This is a genomic window from Loktanella salsilacus (assembly GCF_024206795.1).
Classification (GTDB): Bacteria; Pseudomonadota; Alphaproteobacteria; order Rhodobacterales; family Rhodobacteraceae; genus Loktanella; species Loktanella salsilacus.
In genome coordinates this window covers 117,501-134,791 of the sequence record NZ_CP072995.1, presented here as the reverse complement: position 1 = coordinate 134,791, position 17,291 = coordinate 117,501, and the positions used below count along the sequence as shown (strand labels likewise).

Sequence of the window (17,291 nt, the reverse complement as noted above, 5' to 3'; positions counted from 1 at the left end):
GTATACCTCAGTTTTATGGAAAATAATCCCAAGACAGCTGTTCTTTACAACGCCGACTGCCCCGTCTGTAACTTCGAAATACAGCACTACGCGCAGTACTCGGGTGACAACGAATTGCCGATCCAGTTTGACGAACTGAACTCTGACGCTCGCCTGCAGTGGGGGCTTGATGCTGACACAGCAGCGCGCAGGCTTTACGTGTTGCATGATGGCGCGCTGACATCGGGCATCCCGGCGTTTCTGGTCCTTTGGGCACAAATGCCGAAATATCGGTGGCTGGGCAAAGTTGTAGGCCTGCCAGTGATCAAACAGTTCGCTTCGGCGCTTTATGACTACGTCTTAGCCCCGGTCATCTACCGCTGGCATCTGCGCCGGTTGCGCAAGAAGACTGACCTGCGTCCCTGAAAATTCCGCGATTTAGGGTTGGTCTGTTATAAAGGGGACGGCGTTGAATTGTCCGAGACAATAAACCCAGTTTCACGAAACGTCGCACCCCAACAGCCGTTATGAATTCCACCGACTTTCTATTCGGTTATCATAAGCTGGAGGGGTCAACACGAAATGAAAAAACAGGTTAATTCGACCCGGAATTCAGAAAACTTGGCAATGCCTTTGAATGATTAAACGCGCGTCAATGACGTCAATTTTGCGTCGGGGTTTTTGAGAAGCGCCTGCAACTCGTTATAGCCACCAATAAGCGTTTGATCCACGAAAATCATTGGGAACGTTGCCCAGCCTGACCACATCTTAAGCGATAGTCGTTTGTGCCACTGTGAAGTATAGCTGCCATACTCTAGATATTTGAATTCAATTCCCGCCTCTTGAAGGGTTTTGCGGGCCTTCTTAACGAAGGGATTATGTCTCATGCCCACGATTACAACACCGTTCGCAGCTATCGCTTCGCTGACCTCTTGCACAATGTCACTATAATATGTGCTGACGGTACGGTCGATGTCAGGGTGAATAGCGTCATGGCCTAAAAGTGGTCGCATTAATGTAACTCTCTGGTGGTTCCGCTGGGTGATTTTAACGTATCGAAGCTTGTATGACACCGGAAGCACTAAATCTGTTTTGAACCCTTCCTCATGTCATATCCATAATATCCACGAACATGTGGTAGCGGGATGCGGGTCGCCGCCGCTTATGTAGAACGACGCTTAAGGCCCTTAGCGGACATTGGACACGCACTCCGCCTCAGCAGTGCAGCTTCCCGAAAGCAGACCGTGATCGTTCACGCACCGTCTGAGAGACTTGGAGGGCAGCTATGCGGACAAGCTGTGAATTCGCTGCGCTTGCGGCATGTCTGCTTTTGTGCAGTGACTAGTTATCATTCTACCTCAGTGTTCTTCCACTGATATTAACTGAACGCCGGGCGGGTCGTGTTACACCGCACAGCACATCGGCAAGTCTACCGTGTCTAACTTTCTCTTTATCCTCTGCCTCTTAAAACAGTTGGCGGTCGGAACGCGACCACCAGCATGTTCGCTTAAGACTTCTTCCCTGTCTCACGATTAATCGGATATCCGCTTGCCGGACCTTTGATCGGTTGAACCAACATCCGGTCAAGCCACAGGTCACGCCCTGTCCGAAATTGCTCGATCCCGATCGTCATCCCTTCGTGCCCAGCTTTTGGCTGCGCCTTGTAGGTCCCGAGCAGCCTATCCCACCAGGGAAGGTTGAAGCCGAAATTGCTGTTCGTCTCCTCTGGAATGATCGAATGATGGACGCGGTGCATATCTGGCGTGACCACGATCAAGCGAAGGAAGCGGTCCACAAGCATCGGCAGCCGGATATTGGAATGATTGAACATCGCAGTTGCGTTCAACAAAACTTCGAAGATTAACACCGCGACGGCGGGTGGCCCCAATGCCGCGACCACCGCCAACTTGATCCCCATCGACAGTAGGATTTCGACCGGATGAAAGCGCAGGCCCGTGGTGACATCGAATTCGAGGTCGGCGTGATGCATCCGGTGCAGCCGCCACAGCGCGGGCACCGCATGGAACATGACGTGCTGCAAATAAATGACCAGATCGAGGACGACGATCGAGACGATAACCGCAACCCACCCCGACGCATCGATGATATTGAACAACCCCCAGCCACTGTCCTGCGCAATCACGGCCAATCCGACCGCAAGGATCGGAAAGCTCAATCGCAACACAATGGTATCGATCACCACAAGGCCCAGATTGTTCGTCCAGCGGATGACTCGCGGAATCTCTCGCCTGCGCCGTGGCGCTGCGAGTTCCCATAGGGCCATCGCCACCAAAACACCGAGGAACACAATGAGGCGAAGTTGCGGTTCAGTAGCAAGTAGGGACTCTGTCATCGGCACTCCCGACGCTCTTGTGACGGTCCACGCGGCGCGGGCGTCAGGTTACAGTAAACTGTCCCATCATGCCTGCATCTTCATGTTCGAGGATATGGCAATGGAACATAAATGGTGTGTCGCGGCTTGCGGGTTGGTCGAACCGTGCGAGGATCTCGGCCTCTCCGGTCACCAACACGGTGTCTTTCCAGCCGGTGTTCTCGGGCCGCGGAGGGCCGCCGTTCTCAGTGACCACGCGGAAGCGTACGCCATGGACGTGGAACGGATGCGCGACCATGGTGCTGCGGATTTGCCAGCGTTCTACCGACCCGAGGGCGACTTCAAAATCGATCCGGCCCATGTCATAGGGCCGCCCGTTGATGGCAAAGCCACCGCCGCCCATCATCATGCCACCCATCCCCATATCGAGAGAGACCTGCCGCGTCGCAACCTCTGCTCCTGTCAAATCCTCTGGCGCACCATCCAACTGCTCTGGCAGGCGGGTAATCCGCGCGGGCAGCGTGCTGTCGGTGGCGAACTGCAGGACACCGTAGGCTTGGTCAGGATCGCTCATCAGTACGGGCGCGCCACCATCCGAGAAATCGACAAGAACCTCGGCCCGTTCTCCGGGTGCAAGGCGCAGCACATCCAATGCGACGGGCGCAGGCAGGAAGCCACCATCTGTCGCTACCAGATGCATCGGGCGCGTATCATCGAAAAACAATGCGTAGTTGCGCGCATTCGAGCCATTCAGCAGGCGCAGGCGGGCGAACCCCTCTGGCACGACCGCTGTGGCACCCGCCTGACCATTGACCAGCATCCGGTTTCCAGCAAACCCGTGCATGACGTCCATCATGGACGGATCATAGGCCATACGTCCGGCGGCATCGAACTGACGATCCTGTAAAACAAGCGTCAGATCGTCGATCCCGTAAGCGGACGGCAGTCCGCGCGCATCGTCCTGCCCGTCCGTCACGTGGATGACCCCGGCCAGCCCGAAATAGACCTGTTCTGCAGTGCGTTCGTGAATATGCGAATGATACCAAATGGTTGCCGGATCCTGTGCAATCGACATTTCTGGCTGCCATGTCGCACCGGGCGCGATCGGAAGGTGCGGGCCGCCATCATGCTCTCCGGGCACTAGAAGGCCGTGCCAATGCGCGCTGATGGGTTCATCAATGTTATTCTGCACCTCGGCCGCCAAATCGCCGTTCTGCATGATGATGGTCGGTCCCAGATAACCCTGATTGAACCCAGCGGTCGGTGTGCCGGGCCCGCCGAAAAAGCTGCTGCTGCCTGACGTTGCCGTCAGCGATAACCGGCCAGTCGGACGCGTGTCCAAAAGAGGCGGCATTGCAAGGCGGGTCAAAGCCGGTTGGCCTTGTGCAAATGCACGCAGGCCGAACATTGGTGACACAATACCCGCAGTCATGATCGCTGCGGAGGTAGAGGTCAGGAATTGGCGTCTTTTCATGCTGATCTTTCAAGGCTTGGTTAGAAGCGTTGCAATAGCAAACCACGTCTGTGGTTAAGGCGTATGACCCAGCGCTTCACAAGGCAACAGCAGGCTGAAGCCCCGCGCATCAATGACGGAATCGCCACGGTACCGCGAGGCTTGAACCCACACGAAAATAGCAGGTTAGTCAGCCAGCAGCTTCTTGCGCTCGGCGAACTCGGTCGAGTCGATTTCACCTTTGGCATAGCGTTCCTTCAGCAGCACCAAGGCACGGTCTTGCGCAGCGTGACTGCTGGTGGCAGGTCCAGTCGCACCAAACAGGCGCAAAAGATATATGATCGCGGCGACGATCCCGACGACGGTCAGGATCATAAAAATCGGCCCAATGACCATGCCGAAGCCGCCCCACTGGTTGCTGCCCCACATCATGTCATGTCCATGATTGTACTGGCCAAAACGCTCTGGGATTTCCCCGACCTGCGCCATTGCAGAGGTGGCGGTCGTGTAAAGTATGCCCGCGACAATCGGGGCAATCGCCCTATTTTTGAATTCCATTCTGCGACTCCTTTTGCACGGCATCAACGCTGGCCGCCTATTGCGTGTGTCAGTGTAGGATGGAAACGGCGCGAAGGCCTTGATCTGCATCAGGGCGGCAGGACTGAGTTACGATAGTCTGATGCACAAAGGTTCATGCGTGGATTGTGGACCGTCGCATCTGATTTGGGTGCGCAAAGCCGATTTTCGTGGTGCCTCACCAACTCATCGCCCTTGAACTGATGCCCGTTGCGGGCCAGGTCCGGGACCTTCAGGCAAAGGCGGTAGAGGCGATCCGAGATGCGATTACGCATCGGCATCCTTACTGCGATTGTAGCCTTGGGGTTCGGGGCCTGATGCAGCGCGAAACGCTCAAGATGCCGAGGACGCAGGCTGCTTAACGAAACAAAACCGGACTGGAGATCGACGAATGGTTCAACTTCTCAACATAACGGCGGACGAGACGAAACGGGTCGTCAACTTGGCTGGCGGACCGGTTGAAATCGAACGCCACCGGAACGACATGCAGCTGATTACAGGGTATCTGCAACCGATGGTCCCGATAGCCGGTGTCACCCCCGTCGGCGAGCTTGAGGTTCTGGCCTGCTTGGCGGATGACGACTACGTTGTGGTGGACATGCGCGATCCCGATTGGCGATTGAAGGGCACGATTCCGGGAAGCATCTCGATTCCATTTGAAGAGGTGGCAAACCGTCTGGATGTGCTCGGATGTGTGCGATCATCGTCCGGCTGGAACTGCGACGCCGCTAAGAAAATCGTGGCGTTTTGCAATGGCCCGGCCTGCCCTCAAAGTACGCGCGCGATGCACGCGATGGTCGACAATGGCTTTCCGCCGGACAAAATCTACTACTACCGCGGCGGCATGCAGGACTGGCTGGTACTGGGACTGACGACACAGGCTTCGGATGCGTGACCGTGCCTGGTCCTTTAGGCATTGCAACGGCACTGGATCGCGACCCCACGCAAAACCGATGCGCCCCAAAAAGCACGGGGGCGCATCCCCGACCGTCCGCTTTCTTCGGACACACCATTTAAGTATGCAGGCGCGGCGAATGGCGGCTCTCTGCCCCCAGTAGCGGCGGCAGCGAACGGCCCTTAGCGGACATTGAACACGCACTCCGCCCCTGCAGTGCAGCTTCCCGAAAGCAGACCTTGATCGTTCACGCACCGTCTGGGATCCTTGAGGGCAGATCGGCGGACAAATTGTGGATTCGCTGCAGCTGCGCCAATAACTGCTTTCGGAACCGTTCCAAAACGGTTCTCTGATTGCGGCGAGGCGCGAGGGCGCGAGGCCAGTTTACGCCAATAATTCCAACATATCTTTTTGAAGGCCGCGATTTTTGACTTGAAAACCCAAGTTATTGACGGTCATGGTCAGGTTTTGGGAATGGGCCATAGGAATGGTTGCTGAGACTCTGTCATATTTTAGATAACTTCCGCTCATAACAACTCGCTTTGTAAACCGGAAATTGACGCTAATGCCGCACTGGCTAGGAGAGGTGAACGAAAAACAGCGGAGATCATATGCATGGGCAGCAAGGGAAAGGGACTGAACAGCATACCGGTGCGCTTCGGGCTGATGGGTGCCATGATCGGAGGGCTCGCGATATTAGGCCACCTTTGGGTCGTTGAAGCCGGATTTGGCGGTTGGCAGATCGGCCTAGCCATCGGGCTGTGCATCTTGCTACCGGCGTTAATTATGGTTTTGGCGGCAGGTAACCTGACATCTCAGATCGCGGCCTTGCATCGCAGCACCGAGGCCCTCGTGGCTGGTGACTTCAACACCCCCGTCGACGTCGATTGCGCCTGCGAAGTTGGTGGGCTGGCCGATAGCTTCCGCAAGATGGTCAACCGCCTGAACAGCAATATCGTCCGGATGAACGTTCTGGCCTACTCCGATGGTGTGACAGGCTTGCCTAACCGTGCGGTGGTCTTTCACCTCCTCAGCCGATTGTCCAATGGCGGCGGCATCAACCGTGCCACCGTCCTGTTTATTGATCTGGACGGCTTCAAACGCGTCAACGACATGCATGGGCATGAGACCGGGGACGAGTTGCTCCGCCGCGTAAGCGTTCGCATTGCCAAGGCGCTTGGACGACGTTTAGACGAACTGGAAAACTGCATGACGCCGATGGGTGATCTGTGTGACGAACCCCCGCGTGATACGGTGATTGCCCGCGTCTCTGGCGACGAATTCGTCGTTATTCTACCTCAATCGTCGGGAAATCCTGAGGAGTTATGCTGTGCAATCCTAGAAAGCCTCATGGAGCCCTTCGAAATCGATAGCGCCAAGGTACATGTCGGTGCGAGCATTGGCCTCGCCCGTTTTCCGGAAGATGCGAACAGCCCCGAAGACCTTCTTAATCTGGCAGACCTTGCGATGTACGAAGCCAAGCGAACTGGGCGAGGTCGGATGGTGGCCGTGTCTGCGGCCCTTCGTGCGCAGTGGCGGGACCGGCGCGACGTCGAGGGTGACCTTAGGCGTGCGATGGAATGTAACGAGATTACGCTTGCCTATCAGCCGCGCTTTTCAACGACCGATTTGAGTTGCGTCGCCGTTGAAGCGCTGGCGCGTTGGACTCATCCCGAACGCGGTTCAATCTCGCCCGAGGTATTTGTTCCCATCGCCGAGCAAGCCGGGTTGATGCCGCTGCTTGGTGCCGCCGTTTTTGAAAAAGCCATTAAGCAGTGCAGCATCTGGCAAAGACAAGGTCTCTCCCTATCCGTGTCGGTTAACGTGTCCCCTGCTGAATTCGCGGATACAAACTTGGTGCCACGGCTACTAACGATCCTGAAGAAATACCGTGTCGATCCCAATCTGGTGGAGATCGAGATTACCGAAACAATGGCCATGGGTGATTTCGAGTCAACACATGGGCAGATGATTGCGTTGAGAAGCGCAGGTCTCAAGATTGCAATCGACGATTTTGGGACCGGATATTCGAACCTGTCGCAACTATCCCGCTTGCCCTACACGTCTATGAAGTTGGACCGGTCCCTCATTCTCGATATTACGAGCCGCGACAGTAGCCTCGATATTTTTCGGGCGGTCACGGGAATGGCAAAAGCGCTCGGTCACGTCACGATCGCGGAGGGGATCGAAACGCAGGAGCAATACGATGCGCTTGCGGAAATCGGTTGCGATGAGGTTCAAGGATTTCTATTTGCAAAGGCAATGCATCCCGATGCGATCCCGGCTGTCGTTGCCAGGTCGAGATTTGACGTCGCTGATTTAAAGAAAGCTTAGGACGTTAATATCTCGGCAAGCCATGGGCTCAAGTTTTCTTTGCTCTACGCCTCAATTAAATAGGATGAGGAAGGGCATCATGTGTTCCGACGAGTTCTGTCTGATGTTCGGGAACTAGGTAAAGTATTGCGTGTGTAATTTCATGAACGGCAACCTCAAATGAGTCGACCGTTCACCTGAGCTCCCATTCATGCAAGCCTCAGGATCGGTCAAAATGGGCTCGGAGCGGACATCGGATGCGCCGCAGCATCTCATGATATGATGCTGCGTCAACGTCGGGTTGTCGCTGTGGAAGGGTATGGTGGATCGGTCGATCCTTCATGCAAACACCAAACTTACCAGCCATTTGTGCGTTTCGGCCCGCTTGGAACAAAGGCCGCATCGTCGGTCAAAAGCGAGTGTTGAAACCCAAACACGTCTGGGCGATCCGCCTTCGGCTAGAGTTGGCCCAAAACCATCGCGACCTCGCTCTGTTCAACATGGCGATCGCCAGCAAACCTCGCGGCTGTGATCTTGTCCGCATGAAGGTCGTCGATGTCATGGCGTCCGGTCAGATCAAGGAACGAGGGTCCGTCCTTCAAAGCAAAACGGAAAAACCAGTCCGGTTTGAGATTTCCGAAGGCACCCGCACTTCCGTCATGAAGTGGATGACATATTCACTGACGGCTGGGTCCGAATATCTTTGGCCCGGCCGCTTCCACGAGTGGCTCCACACATCAACGCGCCAGTATGCAAGGATCGTGCGTGCTGTTCAGCTTCTGCTAGGCACACAAAATTGGACAGCATTGTCAGATACCTGGATGTCGAACCTGAAGATGCACTGGCAATATCCGAAGCTATCGAAATCTAGGCGTCTGGCCCGTTGGGCATGGACGGCCTAAACCAACCATTCACCGCCTCCTAAAGATGCTGCCGCGCGGCTCGTCATTGCAGACATCTATGCATCGCGCAGCATTTGCTAAGCTAAAACGTCGTTCTGCCGGCAAAGCTACGACGCGAGTTCAAGCAACCGATGCATGCTTAGATACCAAAAATGAAGTTCGTGCCTAGCGCCCAAAAGCCCTTCGCTGCGCATTCTGATCCCTGGTGGACCCGGATAAATCCGTCTTTTGCCGCTGGCAAAGGAGAACCCGTCGCAAATTCAACTGTCACGCCGAGATTCGCGCGTTAGCTTTGTCAAAACGTGCGGTGTGTTGCCGCCATGACCTTGATGCAATGTGGGTGCCGACGGATGAAAAGGATTGGCCTCGACGCGACCGACATTCGCATCCTCTGCGCGGTGCAGCAGCATGGGCAGCTTAGTAAGGCCAAGCTTGCTGAGATTGCCAACATTTCCGCAACGCCGTGCTGGGCACGACTGGATCGCCTTAAGGCGGCTGGTCTGATCCGAGGCTATCACGGTGACATCGCAATAGACCGGATCTGTGATGTGACACAGGTGATGGTCACCGTATCCCTGACCCATCATCGCAAGGCCGACTTCGATCGATTTGAAGCCTTCATCATGGACCGGGAAGAGATCACGGAATGCATCGCCACAGGCGGCGGGATGGATTACGTGCTGAAGGCTGTCACTTCCAATCTCATGTCGTTTCAGGCCCTGATGCAGGCGATGCTGGAAGCAGAGCTGGGTGTGGATCGATACATGACCTACATCGCGACTCGCATCGTTAAGGCAAATCGCCCCAACCTTGCCAAACTGGCGGTGAAAAACATCAGCTGACCTGGGCAGACTGATTGGTCTCAACTCTGCCCCTAAATGAGCCCGTGCGGTCTGAAAATGCCACTTTTTCAGACCGAACATGCGCATCGCTCGGACCTAAAGTCGCTCAGGTTCAATCGATCCCGGCCTATCCGACCGGTGACGCATGAGGGGGAACAAGATGCACGCAGACGACTTCGGCTTTGGCACACAGATCCGCAAATCACCCTATTTCGATGCAACTGTGCGTTGGGGTGCAAAGGGATTTTCCGTCTACAACCACATGTATATCCCCCGCGATTTCGGTGATCCGGAACAGAATTTCTGGACTCTCGTCAACGATGCGATCCTGTGCGACGTGGCGGTAGAGCGTCAGGTAGAGATCACGGGCCCCGATGCGGCGCGTTTCGTCCAGTTGCTGACGCCGCGCGATCTATCAAAGATGGCCGTCGGCCAGTGCAAATATGTCCTGATCACGAACGCGGAAGGGGGCATTCTCAACGATCCGATCCTGCTGCGTCTTGCCGAAAACCATTTCTGGATTTCCCTGGCCGACAGCGACATCCTGCTGTGGGCGCAAGGCGTGGCCGTGCATGCCGGCTTGGACGTCACGATTGGCGAGCCGGACGTGTCGCCGTTGCAGTTGCAAGGGCCAAGGTCTGGCGAGATCATGCAGGCCCTGTTCGGCGACAGCATCCTCGATCTGAAATACTACTGGCACCGCGAACTTGAGTTGGATGGCATCCCCCTCCTCGTATCGCGCACCGGCTGGTCCAGCGAACTGGGTTACGAGATATATCTGCGCGACAGCACCCATGGCGATGCGCTGTGGGAACGGATCATGGCGGCGGGCATGGCGTTCGGTCTGAAGCCGGGGCACACCTCCTCGATCCGCCGGATCGAGGGCGGGATGCTATCCTACCATGCCGACGCGGACATCAAGACGAACCCTTACGAACTTGGGCTCGACCGACTTGTGGACCTCGACATGGAAGCGGAGTTCATCGGCAAGGCCGCGCTGCGTCGCATCCGCGATCAGGGCGTAAGCCGTATCCAAGTCGGCGTGATCGTCGACGGCGCACCGATGAAAGGTCCGAACACCAATTTCTGGCCGATCAGCAAAGATGGCACGGACATCGGCAAGGTCACGTCGGCGGTCTACTCTCCGCGGCTTGAACGTAACATCGCGCTGGCGATGGTGGCGGTTGCGCACGCGAATATCGGGACCGAAGTGGACATCTTGACCCCGTCCGGGCTGGCCCGCGCGACCGTGGTCGAGCGTCCGTTCTACGACCCCAAGAAGAAACTTGCCGCCGCCTAAGCGTCCCGGCCAATCAAGAGACCTGACACATGTCCGACCTTTCGATCCAGTTACACTGGCAACGTGCGGAACCCGCGCTGTTGACCGGCAAGTATTCCAATGCACATACGGTGCAATTCAACAGCGATTGCGACATCCAAGTGGACGCGGCCCCCGATTGGGGCGGCGATCCGGCCAATACCAACCCGGAACAGGCGCTTGCCTCGGCCCTGTCCAGTTGCCACATGATGACCTTTCTCGCCCTTGCGGCGAAGGCGGCATGGCCGGTGGCGAGCTATAGCGATCATGCGGTCGCACACCTTGGCAAAAATGCGCAGGGTCAGATGTCGGTGACGCGGATTGATCTGCGCCCGCTCGTGCGGTTCGACACCGGATTTTCGCCGTCGGATGCCGAGCTGGAAAAGATGCAGCACCGCGCGCACCGCTACTGCTTCATCGCCAACACTTTGGCCGACAGCGTCGAAATCAATATCCTGCACCCTGCGCAAACGGACCTGATGCCATGTTGACTGGTGATATCCTGACGCACGACTTGGACGTGGATGGCATCCTGCGTTTAACCCTGAATGACCCCGGGCGGCGCAACGCGCTATCAGAGGCGATGCTGGCAGAATTGGCGGGTGCTTTTGCACGGGCCGGGGCCGATCCCGCGGTCCGGGTCATCATCCTTGCCGCGAAGGGTCCTGCTTTCTGTGCGGGCCACGACCTCAAGGAAATGACAGCAGGTCGCGCGGGTGCGGACGGGGGGCGCGCCTATTTTGCGCAGGTCCTGACGCAGTGCTCCGGCGTGATGCAGGGCATCGTCACCTGCCCGAAACCCGTCATTGCGGAAGTCACCGGCGTGGCCACAGCCGCGGGCTGCCAGCTTGTCGCAAGCTGCGACCTTGCCATAGCGGCCCAGACGGCAACATTCAGCACCCCCGGTGTTCACATCGGGCTGTTCTGCTCGACCCCCATGGTCGCCCTGTCCCGCAATGTGGGCAGCAAACACGCGATGGAGATGCTGCTGACAGGCGACATGATCCCGGCGGACCGCGCGGCAGAAATGGGACTGATCAACAGGACCGCCGCAGTCGAGGATCTGCGGGACGCCGTGATGGAACTGGCACGCAAGATCGCGTCGAAATCCAGCATGACGCTGGCGACCGGCAAGGGCGCATTCTACGCTCAGCGCGACATGACCCTGTCAGAGGCCTATGACTACGCCACGCAGGTCATGGTCGACAACATGCTGGCCCGTGACGCAGAAGAAGGCATCGGAGCCTTCATCGCGAAACGGCCCCCCGTTTGGCTGGATGCATAAGATGAAGAAAGCGAACCCCTACGACACCGGACTGGATCGCAATCCGGCGAACTATCAGCCCCTGACACCGCTGACATTTCTGGAACGCGCGGCCAGCGTCTTTCCAGATCATACGGCCATTGTGCATGGTGTGCTGCGGCGCAGCTACGCCGATTTCTATCGCCGGTCGCGACAGTTAGCATCAGCGCTGACGCAGGCCGGGCTCGGGCGCAGCGATACGGTGTCCGCTTTACTGGCGAATACGCCCGCGATGTTGGAATGCCACTACGGTGTGCCGATGTGCGGCGCGGTCCTGCATTCAATCAACACCCGGCTGGATGCGGCGATCATCGCGTTCCAGCTTGATCATGCCGGGTCAAAGCTCGTTATCGTGGATCGGGAGTTTATGTCCCTCATGCAGGACGCACTTGCGCTGGCTACGGTCAAACCCGTGCTGATCCAATATGACGACCCGGAGTTCACGGATCAAACGGTCGCGGTCGACGCCATGGACTACGAAATCTTTTTGTCCGGGGGTGCGCCAGATTTTCCGTGGCTGATGCCGGATGATGAGTGGGACGCGATTGCGATCAACTACACCTCTGGCACGACGGGCGATCCAAAGGGGGTCGTGTCACATCATCGCGGGGCCTACCTGTTGGCGCAGGGGAACGCGCTGACGGCTTCGATGCCGAAACATGCGGTCTATTTATGGACCCTGCCGATGTTCCACTGCAACGGCTGGTGCTTTCCTTGGACGCTGTCCGCCATCATCGGGACCCATGTCTGCTTGCGGCAGGTCAGGGCTGAACCAATCTGGTCGGCGCTCGCCAATGAGGGCGTGACCCACCTGTGCGGAGCGCCGATTGTCATGTCGCTTATGATCGCAGCCCCTGCGGCGGTCAAACGCGACATCCACCGCAACGTGCAGTTCTTCACCGCCGCTGCACCACCCCCAGAAAAGCTGCTGGCCGATATGAAGACGGCGGGCTTCGATGTCGTCCATCTGTATGGATTGACCGAAACCTATGGTCCCGCGGTGGTGAATGACTGGCACGATAGCTGGTCGAACCTGCTGCCTGCTCAGCAGGCGCGGCTGAAGTCCCGGCAAGGTGTCCGCTATCTGGCGCTGGAACAACTGGACGTGATGGACCCCGAAACGATGACGCCGGTGCCGCGCGACGGCCAAACCATGGGAGAGGTCATGTTTCGCGGTAACGTCGTAATGAAAGGCTATTTCCGCAATCCGCAAGCCACGCAGGAAGCGTTTGCCGGTGGCTGGTTCCATTCAGGCGACCTCGGCGTGATGCACCCCGACGGCTATATCCAGCTCAAGGACCGGTCCAAGGACATCATCATCTCTGGCGGCGAAAACATCTCCTCGATCGAGGTCGAAGAGGTGCTTTATCGTCACCCTGACGTGGCCGTTGTGGCCGTCGTCGCCATGCCGCACGACCGATGGGGCGAAACACCCTGCGCATTCGTCGAGCTTTGTGCCGATGCCGAACCGAACGCGGATCAGCTTCGGGATTGGTGCCGGATGCAACTGGCGGGATATAAGATGCCCGGGCGTATCGTTTTCATGCCGATCCCGCGCACGACAACGGGTAAGATCCAGAAATTCGTTTTGCGTGAACAAGCGCGGGCGCTGGCCGCAAAGGTCGCGCCAAGTCTCTCGCCCGATACATCCGAAACCGCGGCTAAGAAATTACACCCCGCAGGTTGAATCCGGGATAGGGTGAGATCGAGGAGATCGCGCAGGAAGATAGACGTTTTTTCAAGGGAGGAACGACCAATGAACCTGAGACCAGATCCAACATTTCACGCGACGCCGAAACTTGCGATGGAGGCCCCGCCCGAAACCCTGGCTTTCACACTGATGCTTAGCCCGGACGGATCGCGCCCCGACGGGCTGGCGGTTGTTGATGTGGACCCGAAATCCGACACCTACGGCCAGATCGTCCATCAGGTGATCATGCCCAATACCGGCGACGAGTTTCACCATTTCGGCTGGAACGCCTGTTCGTCGTCCCTGTCACCCCTGTCCGGCCATGCCTTTCTGGAACGCCGCTACCTGATCATCCCCGGCATCCGGTCGTCGCGCATCTACATCATCGACATGAAAGAGCCGTTGAAGGCGAAGATCCACAAGATTATCGAACCAGAGGAGGTCTTTGCAAAGACCGGCTATTCGCGCCCGCACACGATCCATTGCGGCCCCGAAGGCATCTACGTCTCGACGCTGGGCGGCGGTGGCGTCGATGGCACCGACGGTCCGCCAGGTATCTTCATCATGGATTGCGAAACCTTCGAGATCCTAGGTCGCTACGAAATGGACCGCGGCAGCCAAGACAAGCACTATGATTTTTGGTGGAATCTGCCGCGCGACTATATGATCAGTTCCGAATGGGGTCTGCCGCCGCAGTTCGAGAACGGCATCGTCGCCGAGGACCTTCTGGCCAACAAATACGGGCATTCGATCCATTTCTGGAACCTGCGGCAGCGCAAGAACGTCCAGACCATTGATCTGGGCGAAAATTACCAAATGGCGTTGGAAATCCGCCCCGCGCACGACCCGTCAAAGGACTACGGCTTTTGCGGCGTGGTGATCGACACCACGAACCTACAAGGTGGAGTGCCCCCACTGAAGTGGTCCACCTTTTGGGATAGAATTATCCCGTTTTCAGGAGGACGACGAGATGGCTGGCAAGCGAGAGAAGCCCGAGGATATCGTGCTGAAGCTGCGACAAGTTGAAGTGCTACAAGGGCAAGGCAAATCAGTTCAGGAGGCCGTGCGGCAGATCGGTGTCACGGTTCAGACGTACTATCGGTGGCGCAAGGAGTATGGCGGCATGAGCCGCGATCAGCTCAAGCGGCTGAAAGAGCTGGAGGCTGAGAATACCCGGCTCAGACGTGCCGTGTCGGATCTGACGTTGGACAAGATGATCCTGGCCGAGGCTGCACGGGGAAACTTCTAAGCCCTTCCCGCCGCAGGCAGTGCATCGACCATGTGCGGCAAACCCTCAGCGTATCGGAGCGCCGGGTTTGCCGCACATTGGGCCAGCATCGCTCGACGCAGCGCAAGGTGCCCTGTGGTCTGCCGGACGAAGCCCGGCTGACCGAGGACATCACCGCGTTGGCCGAAGAGTTCGGCCGCTATGGGTATCGCATGATCACCGGGCTGCTGAACAACAGCGGCTGGCATGTGAACCATAAAAGGGTCGAACGGATCTGGCGGCAGGAAGGGCTGAAAGTCCCGCAAAAACAGCCGAAGAAGGGCCGACTCTGGCTCAATGACGGGTCGTGCGTAAGGCTGCGGCCGGAGCGCCCGAACCATGTCTGGTCCTATGACTTTGTCCAGGACCGGACTCACGACGGGCGGATCCTCCGCACGCTAAATATCATCGACGAGTTCACGAAGGAGGCGCTAGTGATCCGCGTTAAGCGCAGGCTCAATTCAACGGATGTGGTCGATGCTTTGACGGATTTGTTCATCCTACGCGGCCCGCCGGAATACATCAGGTCGGACAATGGCGCAGAATTTATTGCCAAGAAGGTGCGTGCCTGGATCGGTGCCGTGGGCGCGAAAACCGCATTCATCACCCCAGGCTCACCGTGGGAGAACGGCTACTGCGAGAGCTTCAATGCTCGTTTCCGGGATGAGCTGCTCAACGGCGAGGTCTTCACCACGTTACGCGAGGCCCAGATCCTGATTGAACGCTGGCGACGTCACTACAATACGGTCAGGCCCCACAGCGCCTTAAGATACCGGCCGCCGGCGCCTAAGAGCATCGTCCCGATAGACCAAAGACCGACCATGCATTAACATTCAAACTGGACCACCCGATGGGGGCACTCCACAGATCGTGGTGCCGGAGATTGAACTACCGGACAGTCTGCCTGAGCTCTACCGCGCGATGGTCAGCGATCTTGCATCCAGCCTCTCGGACGAGGCCGTCGCCGGTCGTGCGGCAGACGAGTTGCACGAGCTACTGGATAGGATTGTTGTAGATTGGGACGCGGAAGCGAACGGCCACCGCCTGACGATCAATGGCAACTTATTGGAGATGCTACGCAAATCGGCCCCGAGTGAACTCGAGGCCGTATCTGGTCGTATTTTAGGGGAAGTTGGTTGCGGGAGTAGGATTTGAACCTACGACCTTCAGGTTATGAGCCTGACGAGCTACCGGGCTGCTCCATCCCGCGCCATTATTGGACGTTATTTTTGTCCATATGTCGCTGTATTTGTTTGTTTTATATCGTTGAGAGATACGTGTCTGTGTTTATTAGGTGTGGCAATGACTTACTCTCCCACGTCTTAAGACGCAGTACCATCAGCGCGGTGGCACTTAACTGCCGAGTTCGGGATGGGATCGGGTGTTTTGCTCACGCTATGATCACCACACCAAAAAAACACAGACCGCGGGGGATTTTATCCCCCGCGTTTTCACATCAGCGGCCTGCGTTTTCACGCAAACCGTCGTTCAAGTCAGCACAACTGATGTTGTGGTGTGTATGTATTTTGATTTGGTCAGTGGAAGTCTTGCTTCTACTGGATCAAATCAAGCCTATTGGACCATTAGTACCAGTCAACTGAACACATTGCTGCGCTTACATCTCTGGCCTATCGACGAGGTGGTCTACCTCGGTCCTCAGGGATACCTTGTTTTGAGGGGGGCTTCCCGCTTAGATGCCTTCAGCGGTTATCCTGTCCGATCATAGCTACCCTGCACTGCCGTTGGCACGACAACAGGTCCACCAGTGGATCGTTCACCCCGGTCCTCTCGTACTAGGGGCAACTCCTCTCAAGTATCCTACACCCACGGAAGATAGGGACCGAACTGTCTCACGACGTTCTAAACCCAGCTCACGTACCTCTTTAAACGGCGAACAGCCGTACCCTTGGGACCTGCTCCAGCCCCAGGATGAGATGAGCCGACATCGAGGTGCCAAACGGTGCCGTCGATATGGACTCTTGGGCACCATCAGCCTGTTATCCCCAGCGTACCTTTTATCCGTTGAGCGATGGCCCTTCCACTCGGGACCACCGGATCACTATGGCCGACTTTCGTCTCTGCTCGACTTGTCAGTCTTGCAGTCAGGCTGGCTTCTGCCATTGCACTCAACGAGCGATTTCCGACCGCTCTGAGCCAACCTTCGCGCGCCTCCGTTACAATTTGGGAGGCGACCGCCCCAGTCAAACTACCCACCATACAGGGTCCCGGATCCGGATAACGGACCGCGGTTAGACATCAAGCAGAGCAAGGGTGGTATCTCAAGGGAGGCTCCACCGAGACCAGAGTCCCGGCTTCAAAGCCTACCACCTATCCTGCGCATGCTGTACCTGATGCCAATGTAAAGTTGTAGTAAAGGTGCATGGGGTCTTTCCGTCTAACCGCGGGTAGCCTGCATCTTGA

General features: G+C 57.1%; 13 protein-coding genes, 1 tRNA gene, 2 rRNA genes and 2 pseudogenes (1 of these 18 only partly in view). 11 read left to right on the top strand and 7 right to left on the bottom strand.

Going from position 1 to position 17,291, the window contains the following annotated elements; genetic code table 11:
• Positions 1 to 15 precede the first annotated feature (15 nt).
• Entirely contained in the window at positions 16 to 405 is a 390-nt protein-coding gene (locus tag KBW81_RS17090; RefSeq protein ID WP_254249338.1) for a thiol-disulfide oxidoreductase DCC family protein, read from the top strand.
• 215 nt (positions 406 to 620) lie between these two features.
• Here KBW81_RS17090 and KBW81_RS17085 read toward each other — a convergent pair whose 3' ends face one another.
• The 4 genes from KBW81_RS17085 to KBW81_RS17070 all read right to left on the bottom strand — a co-directional run bounded on the left by KBW81_RS17085 (position 621) and on the right by KBW81_RS17070 (position 4,322).
• Complete coding sequence (locus tag KBW81_RS17085; protein ID WP_254249337.1) at positions 621 to 992, bottom strand: glutaredoxin; 372 nt, start codon at positions 990 to 992, stop codon at positions 621 to 623.
• A gap of 494 nt (positions 993 to 1,486) precedes the next feature.
• Positions 1,487 to 2,332: a sterol desaturase family protein gene (locus tag KBW81_RS17080; protein ID WP_254249336.1), complete on the bottom strand. Its 846-nt coding sequence runs from the start codon at positions 2,330 to 2,332 to the stop codon at positions 1,487 to 1,489.
• A 43-nt stretch (positions 2,333 to 2,375) separates the two neighbouring features.
• Positions 2,376 to 3,785 carry a multicopper oxidase domain-containing protein gene (locus KBW81_RS17075; RefSeq protein ID WP_254249335.1) on the bottom strand — a complete coding sequence of 470 codons (1,410 nt, stop codon included), beginning with the start codon at positions 3,783 to 3,785 and terminating at the stop codon, positions 2,376 to 2,378.
• 165 nt (positions 3,786 to 3,950) lie between these two features.
• Positions 3,951 to 4,322 carry an SHOCT domain-containing protein gene (locus tag KBW81_RS17070; protein WP_254248294.1) on the bottom strand — a complete coding sequence of 124 codons (372 nt, stop codon included), beginning with the start codon at positions 4,320 to 4,322 and terminating at the stop codon, positions 3,951 to 3,953.
• Positions 4,323 to 4,731: 409 nt separating this feature from the next.
• On the opposite strand from KBW81_RS17070, the gene KBW81_RS17065 reads away from it, so the two are divergent.
• The 10 genes and pseudogenes from KBW81_RS17065 (at position 4,732) to KBW81_RS17020 (ending at position 15,700) form a co-directional block, all read left to right on the top strand.
• Entirely contained in the window at positions 4,732 to 5,235 is a 504-nt protein-coding gene (locus tag KBW81_RS17065; RefSeq protein WP_254249334.1) for a rhodanese-like domain-containing protein, read from the top strand.
• A 615-nt stretch (positions 5,236 to 5,850) separates the two neighbouring features.
• Positions 5,851 to 7,569, top strand: coding sequence for a putative bifunctional diguanylate cyclase/phosphodiesterase (locus KBW81_RS17060; RefSeq protein ID WP_254249333.1), 1,719 nt, complete (start codon positions 5,851 to 5,853; stop codon positions 7,567 to 7,569).
• A gap of 320 nt (positions 7,570 to 7,889) precedes the next feature.
• A pseudogene (locus KBW81_RS17055) lies at positions 7,890 to 8,419 on the top strand (site-specific integrase).
• A 381-nt stretch (positions 8,420 to 8,800) separates the two neighbouring features.
• Positions 8,801 to 9,292 (top strand): Lrp/AsnC family transcriptional regulator, encoded by a 492-nt coding sequence (locus KBW81_RS17050; RefSeq protein ID WP_254249332.1) that lies wholly within the window; start codon positions 8,801 to 8,803, stop codon positions 9,290 to 9,292.
• A gap of 160 nt (positions 9,293 to 9,452) precedes the next feature.
• Entirely contained in the window at positions 9,453 to 10,592 is a 1,140-nt protein-coding gene (locus KBW81_RS17045; RefSeq protein WP_254249331.1) for a glycine cleavage T C-terminal barrel domain-containing protein, read from the top strand.
• A 29-nt stretch (positions 10,593 to 10,621) separates the two neighbouring features.
• Positions 10,622 to 11,101 carry an OsmC family protein gene (locus tag KBW81_RS17040; RefSeq protein ID WP_090191458.1) on the top strand — a complete coding sequence of 160 codons (480 nt, stop codon included), beginning with the start codon at positions 10,622 to 10,624 and terminating at the stop codon, positions 11,099 to 11,101.
• The gene (locus KBW81_RS17035) at positions 11,095 to 11,895 is read left to right on the top strand and encodes an enoyl-CoA hydratase (RefSeq protein ID WP_254249330.1); all 801 of its coding nucleotides are present in this window, start codon (positions 11,095 to 11,097) and stop codon (positions 11,893 to 11,895) included. Before KBW81_RS17040 ends, KBW81_RS17035 begins: the two co-directional genes overlap by 7 nt.
• A gap of 1 nt (position 11,896) precedes the next feature.
• Positions 11,897 to 13,600 (top strand): acyl-CoA synthetase, encoded by a 1,704-nt coding sequence (locus KBW81_RS17030; RefSeq protein ID WP_254249329.1) that lies wholly within the window; start codon positions 11,897 to 11,899, stop codon positions 13,598 to 13,600.
• 69 nt (positions 13,601 to 13,669) lie between these two features.
• Positions 13,670 to 14,539, top strand: a pseudogene (locus tag KBW81_RS17025) (selenium-binding protein SBP56-related protein); the annotation flags it as partial.
• 34 nt (positions 14,540 to 14,573) lie between these two features.
• Positions 14,574 to 15,700, top strand: a protein-coding gene (locus KBW81_RS17020) for an IS3 family transposase (protein WP_254249328.1) whose coding sequence is annotated in 2 segments (ribosomal slippage) — positions 14,574 to 14,838 and positions 14,838 to 15,700 — 1,128 coding nt in all. Because the reading frame shifts where the segments join, the coding sequence is not laid out codon by codon here.
• A gap of 303 nt (positions 15,701 to 16,003) precedes the next feature.
• On the opposite strand, the gene KBW81_RS17015 is transcribed toward KBW81_RS17020, so the two are convergent.
• From KBW81_RS17015 to KBW81_RS17005, 3 genes are all read right to left on the bottom strand, one after another.
• Positions 16,004 to 16,080, bottom strand: a tRNA-Met gene (locus tag KBW81_RS17015).
• A gap of 84 nt (positions 16,081 to 16,164) precedes the next feature.
• A 5S ribosomal RNA gene (rrf, locus tag KBW81_RS17010) occupies positions 16,165 to 16,279 on the bottom strand.
• A 153-nt stretch (positions 16,280 to 16,432) separates the two neighbouring features.
• Positions 16,433 to 17,291, bottom strand: a 23S ribosomal RNA gene (locus tag KBW81_RS17005); it runs 1,982 nt beyond the window's last position.

Excerpts from the sequence above, each read along its gene's own strand:
- KBW81_RS17035 (WP_254249330.1), top strand. The coding sequence starts at position 11,095 with ATGTTGACTGGTGATATCCTGACGCACGACTTGGACGTGGATGGCATC.
- KBW81_RS17085 (WP_254249337.1), bottom strand. The coding sequence starts at position 992 with ATGCGACCACTTTTAGGCCATGACGCTATTCACCCTGACATCGACCGT.
- KBW81_RS17060 (WP_254249333.1), top strand. The coding sequence starts at position 5,851 with ATGGGCAGCAAGGGAAAGGGACTGAACAGCATACCGGTGCGCTTCGGG.
- KBW81_RS17080 (WP_254249336.1), bottom strand. The coding sequence starts at position 2,332 with ATGACAGAGTCCCTACTTGCTACTGAACCGCAACTTCGCCTCATTGTG.
- KBW81_RS17090 (WP_254249338.1), top strand. The coding sequence starts at position 16 with ATGGAAAATAATCCCAAGACAGCTGTTCTTTACAACGCCGACTGCCCC.
- KBW81_RS17040 (WP_090191458.1), top strand. The coding sequence starts at position 10,622 with ATGTCCGACCTTTCGATCCAGTTACACTGGCAACGTGCGGAACCCGCG.
- KBW81_RS17045 (WP_254249331.1), top strand. The coding sequence starts at position 9,453 with ATGCACGCAGACGACTTCGGCTTTGGCACACAGATCCGCAAATCACCC.
- KBW81_RS17065 (WP_254249334.1), top strand. The coding sequence starts at position 4,732 with ATGGTTCAACTTCTCAACATAACGGCGGACGAGACGAAACGGGTCGTC.
- KBW81_RS17050 (WP_254249332.1), top strand. The coding sequence starts at position 8,801 with ATGAAAAGGATTGGCCTCGACGCGACCGACATTCGCATCCTCTGCGCG.
- KBW81_RS17070 (WP_254248294.1), bottom strand. The coding sequence starts at position 4,322 with ATGGAATTCAAAAATAGGGCGATTGCCCCGATTGTCGCGGGCATACTT.
- KBW81_RS17075 (WP_254249335.1), bottom strand. The coding sequence starts at position 3,785 with ATGAAAAGACGCCAATTCCTGACCTCTACCTCCGCAGCGATCATGACT.
- KBW81_RS17030 (WP_254249329.1), top strand. The coding sequence starts at position 11,897 with ATGAAGAAAGCGAACCCCTACGACACCGGACTGGATCGCAATCCGGCG.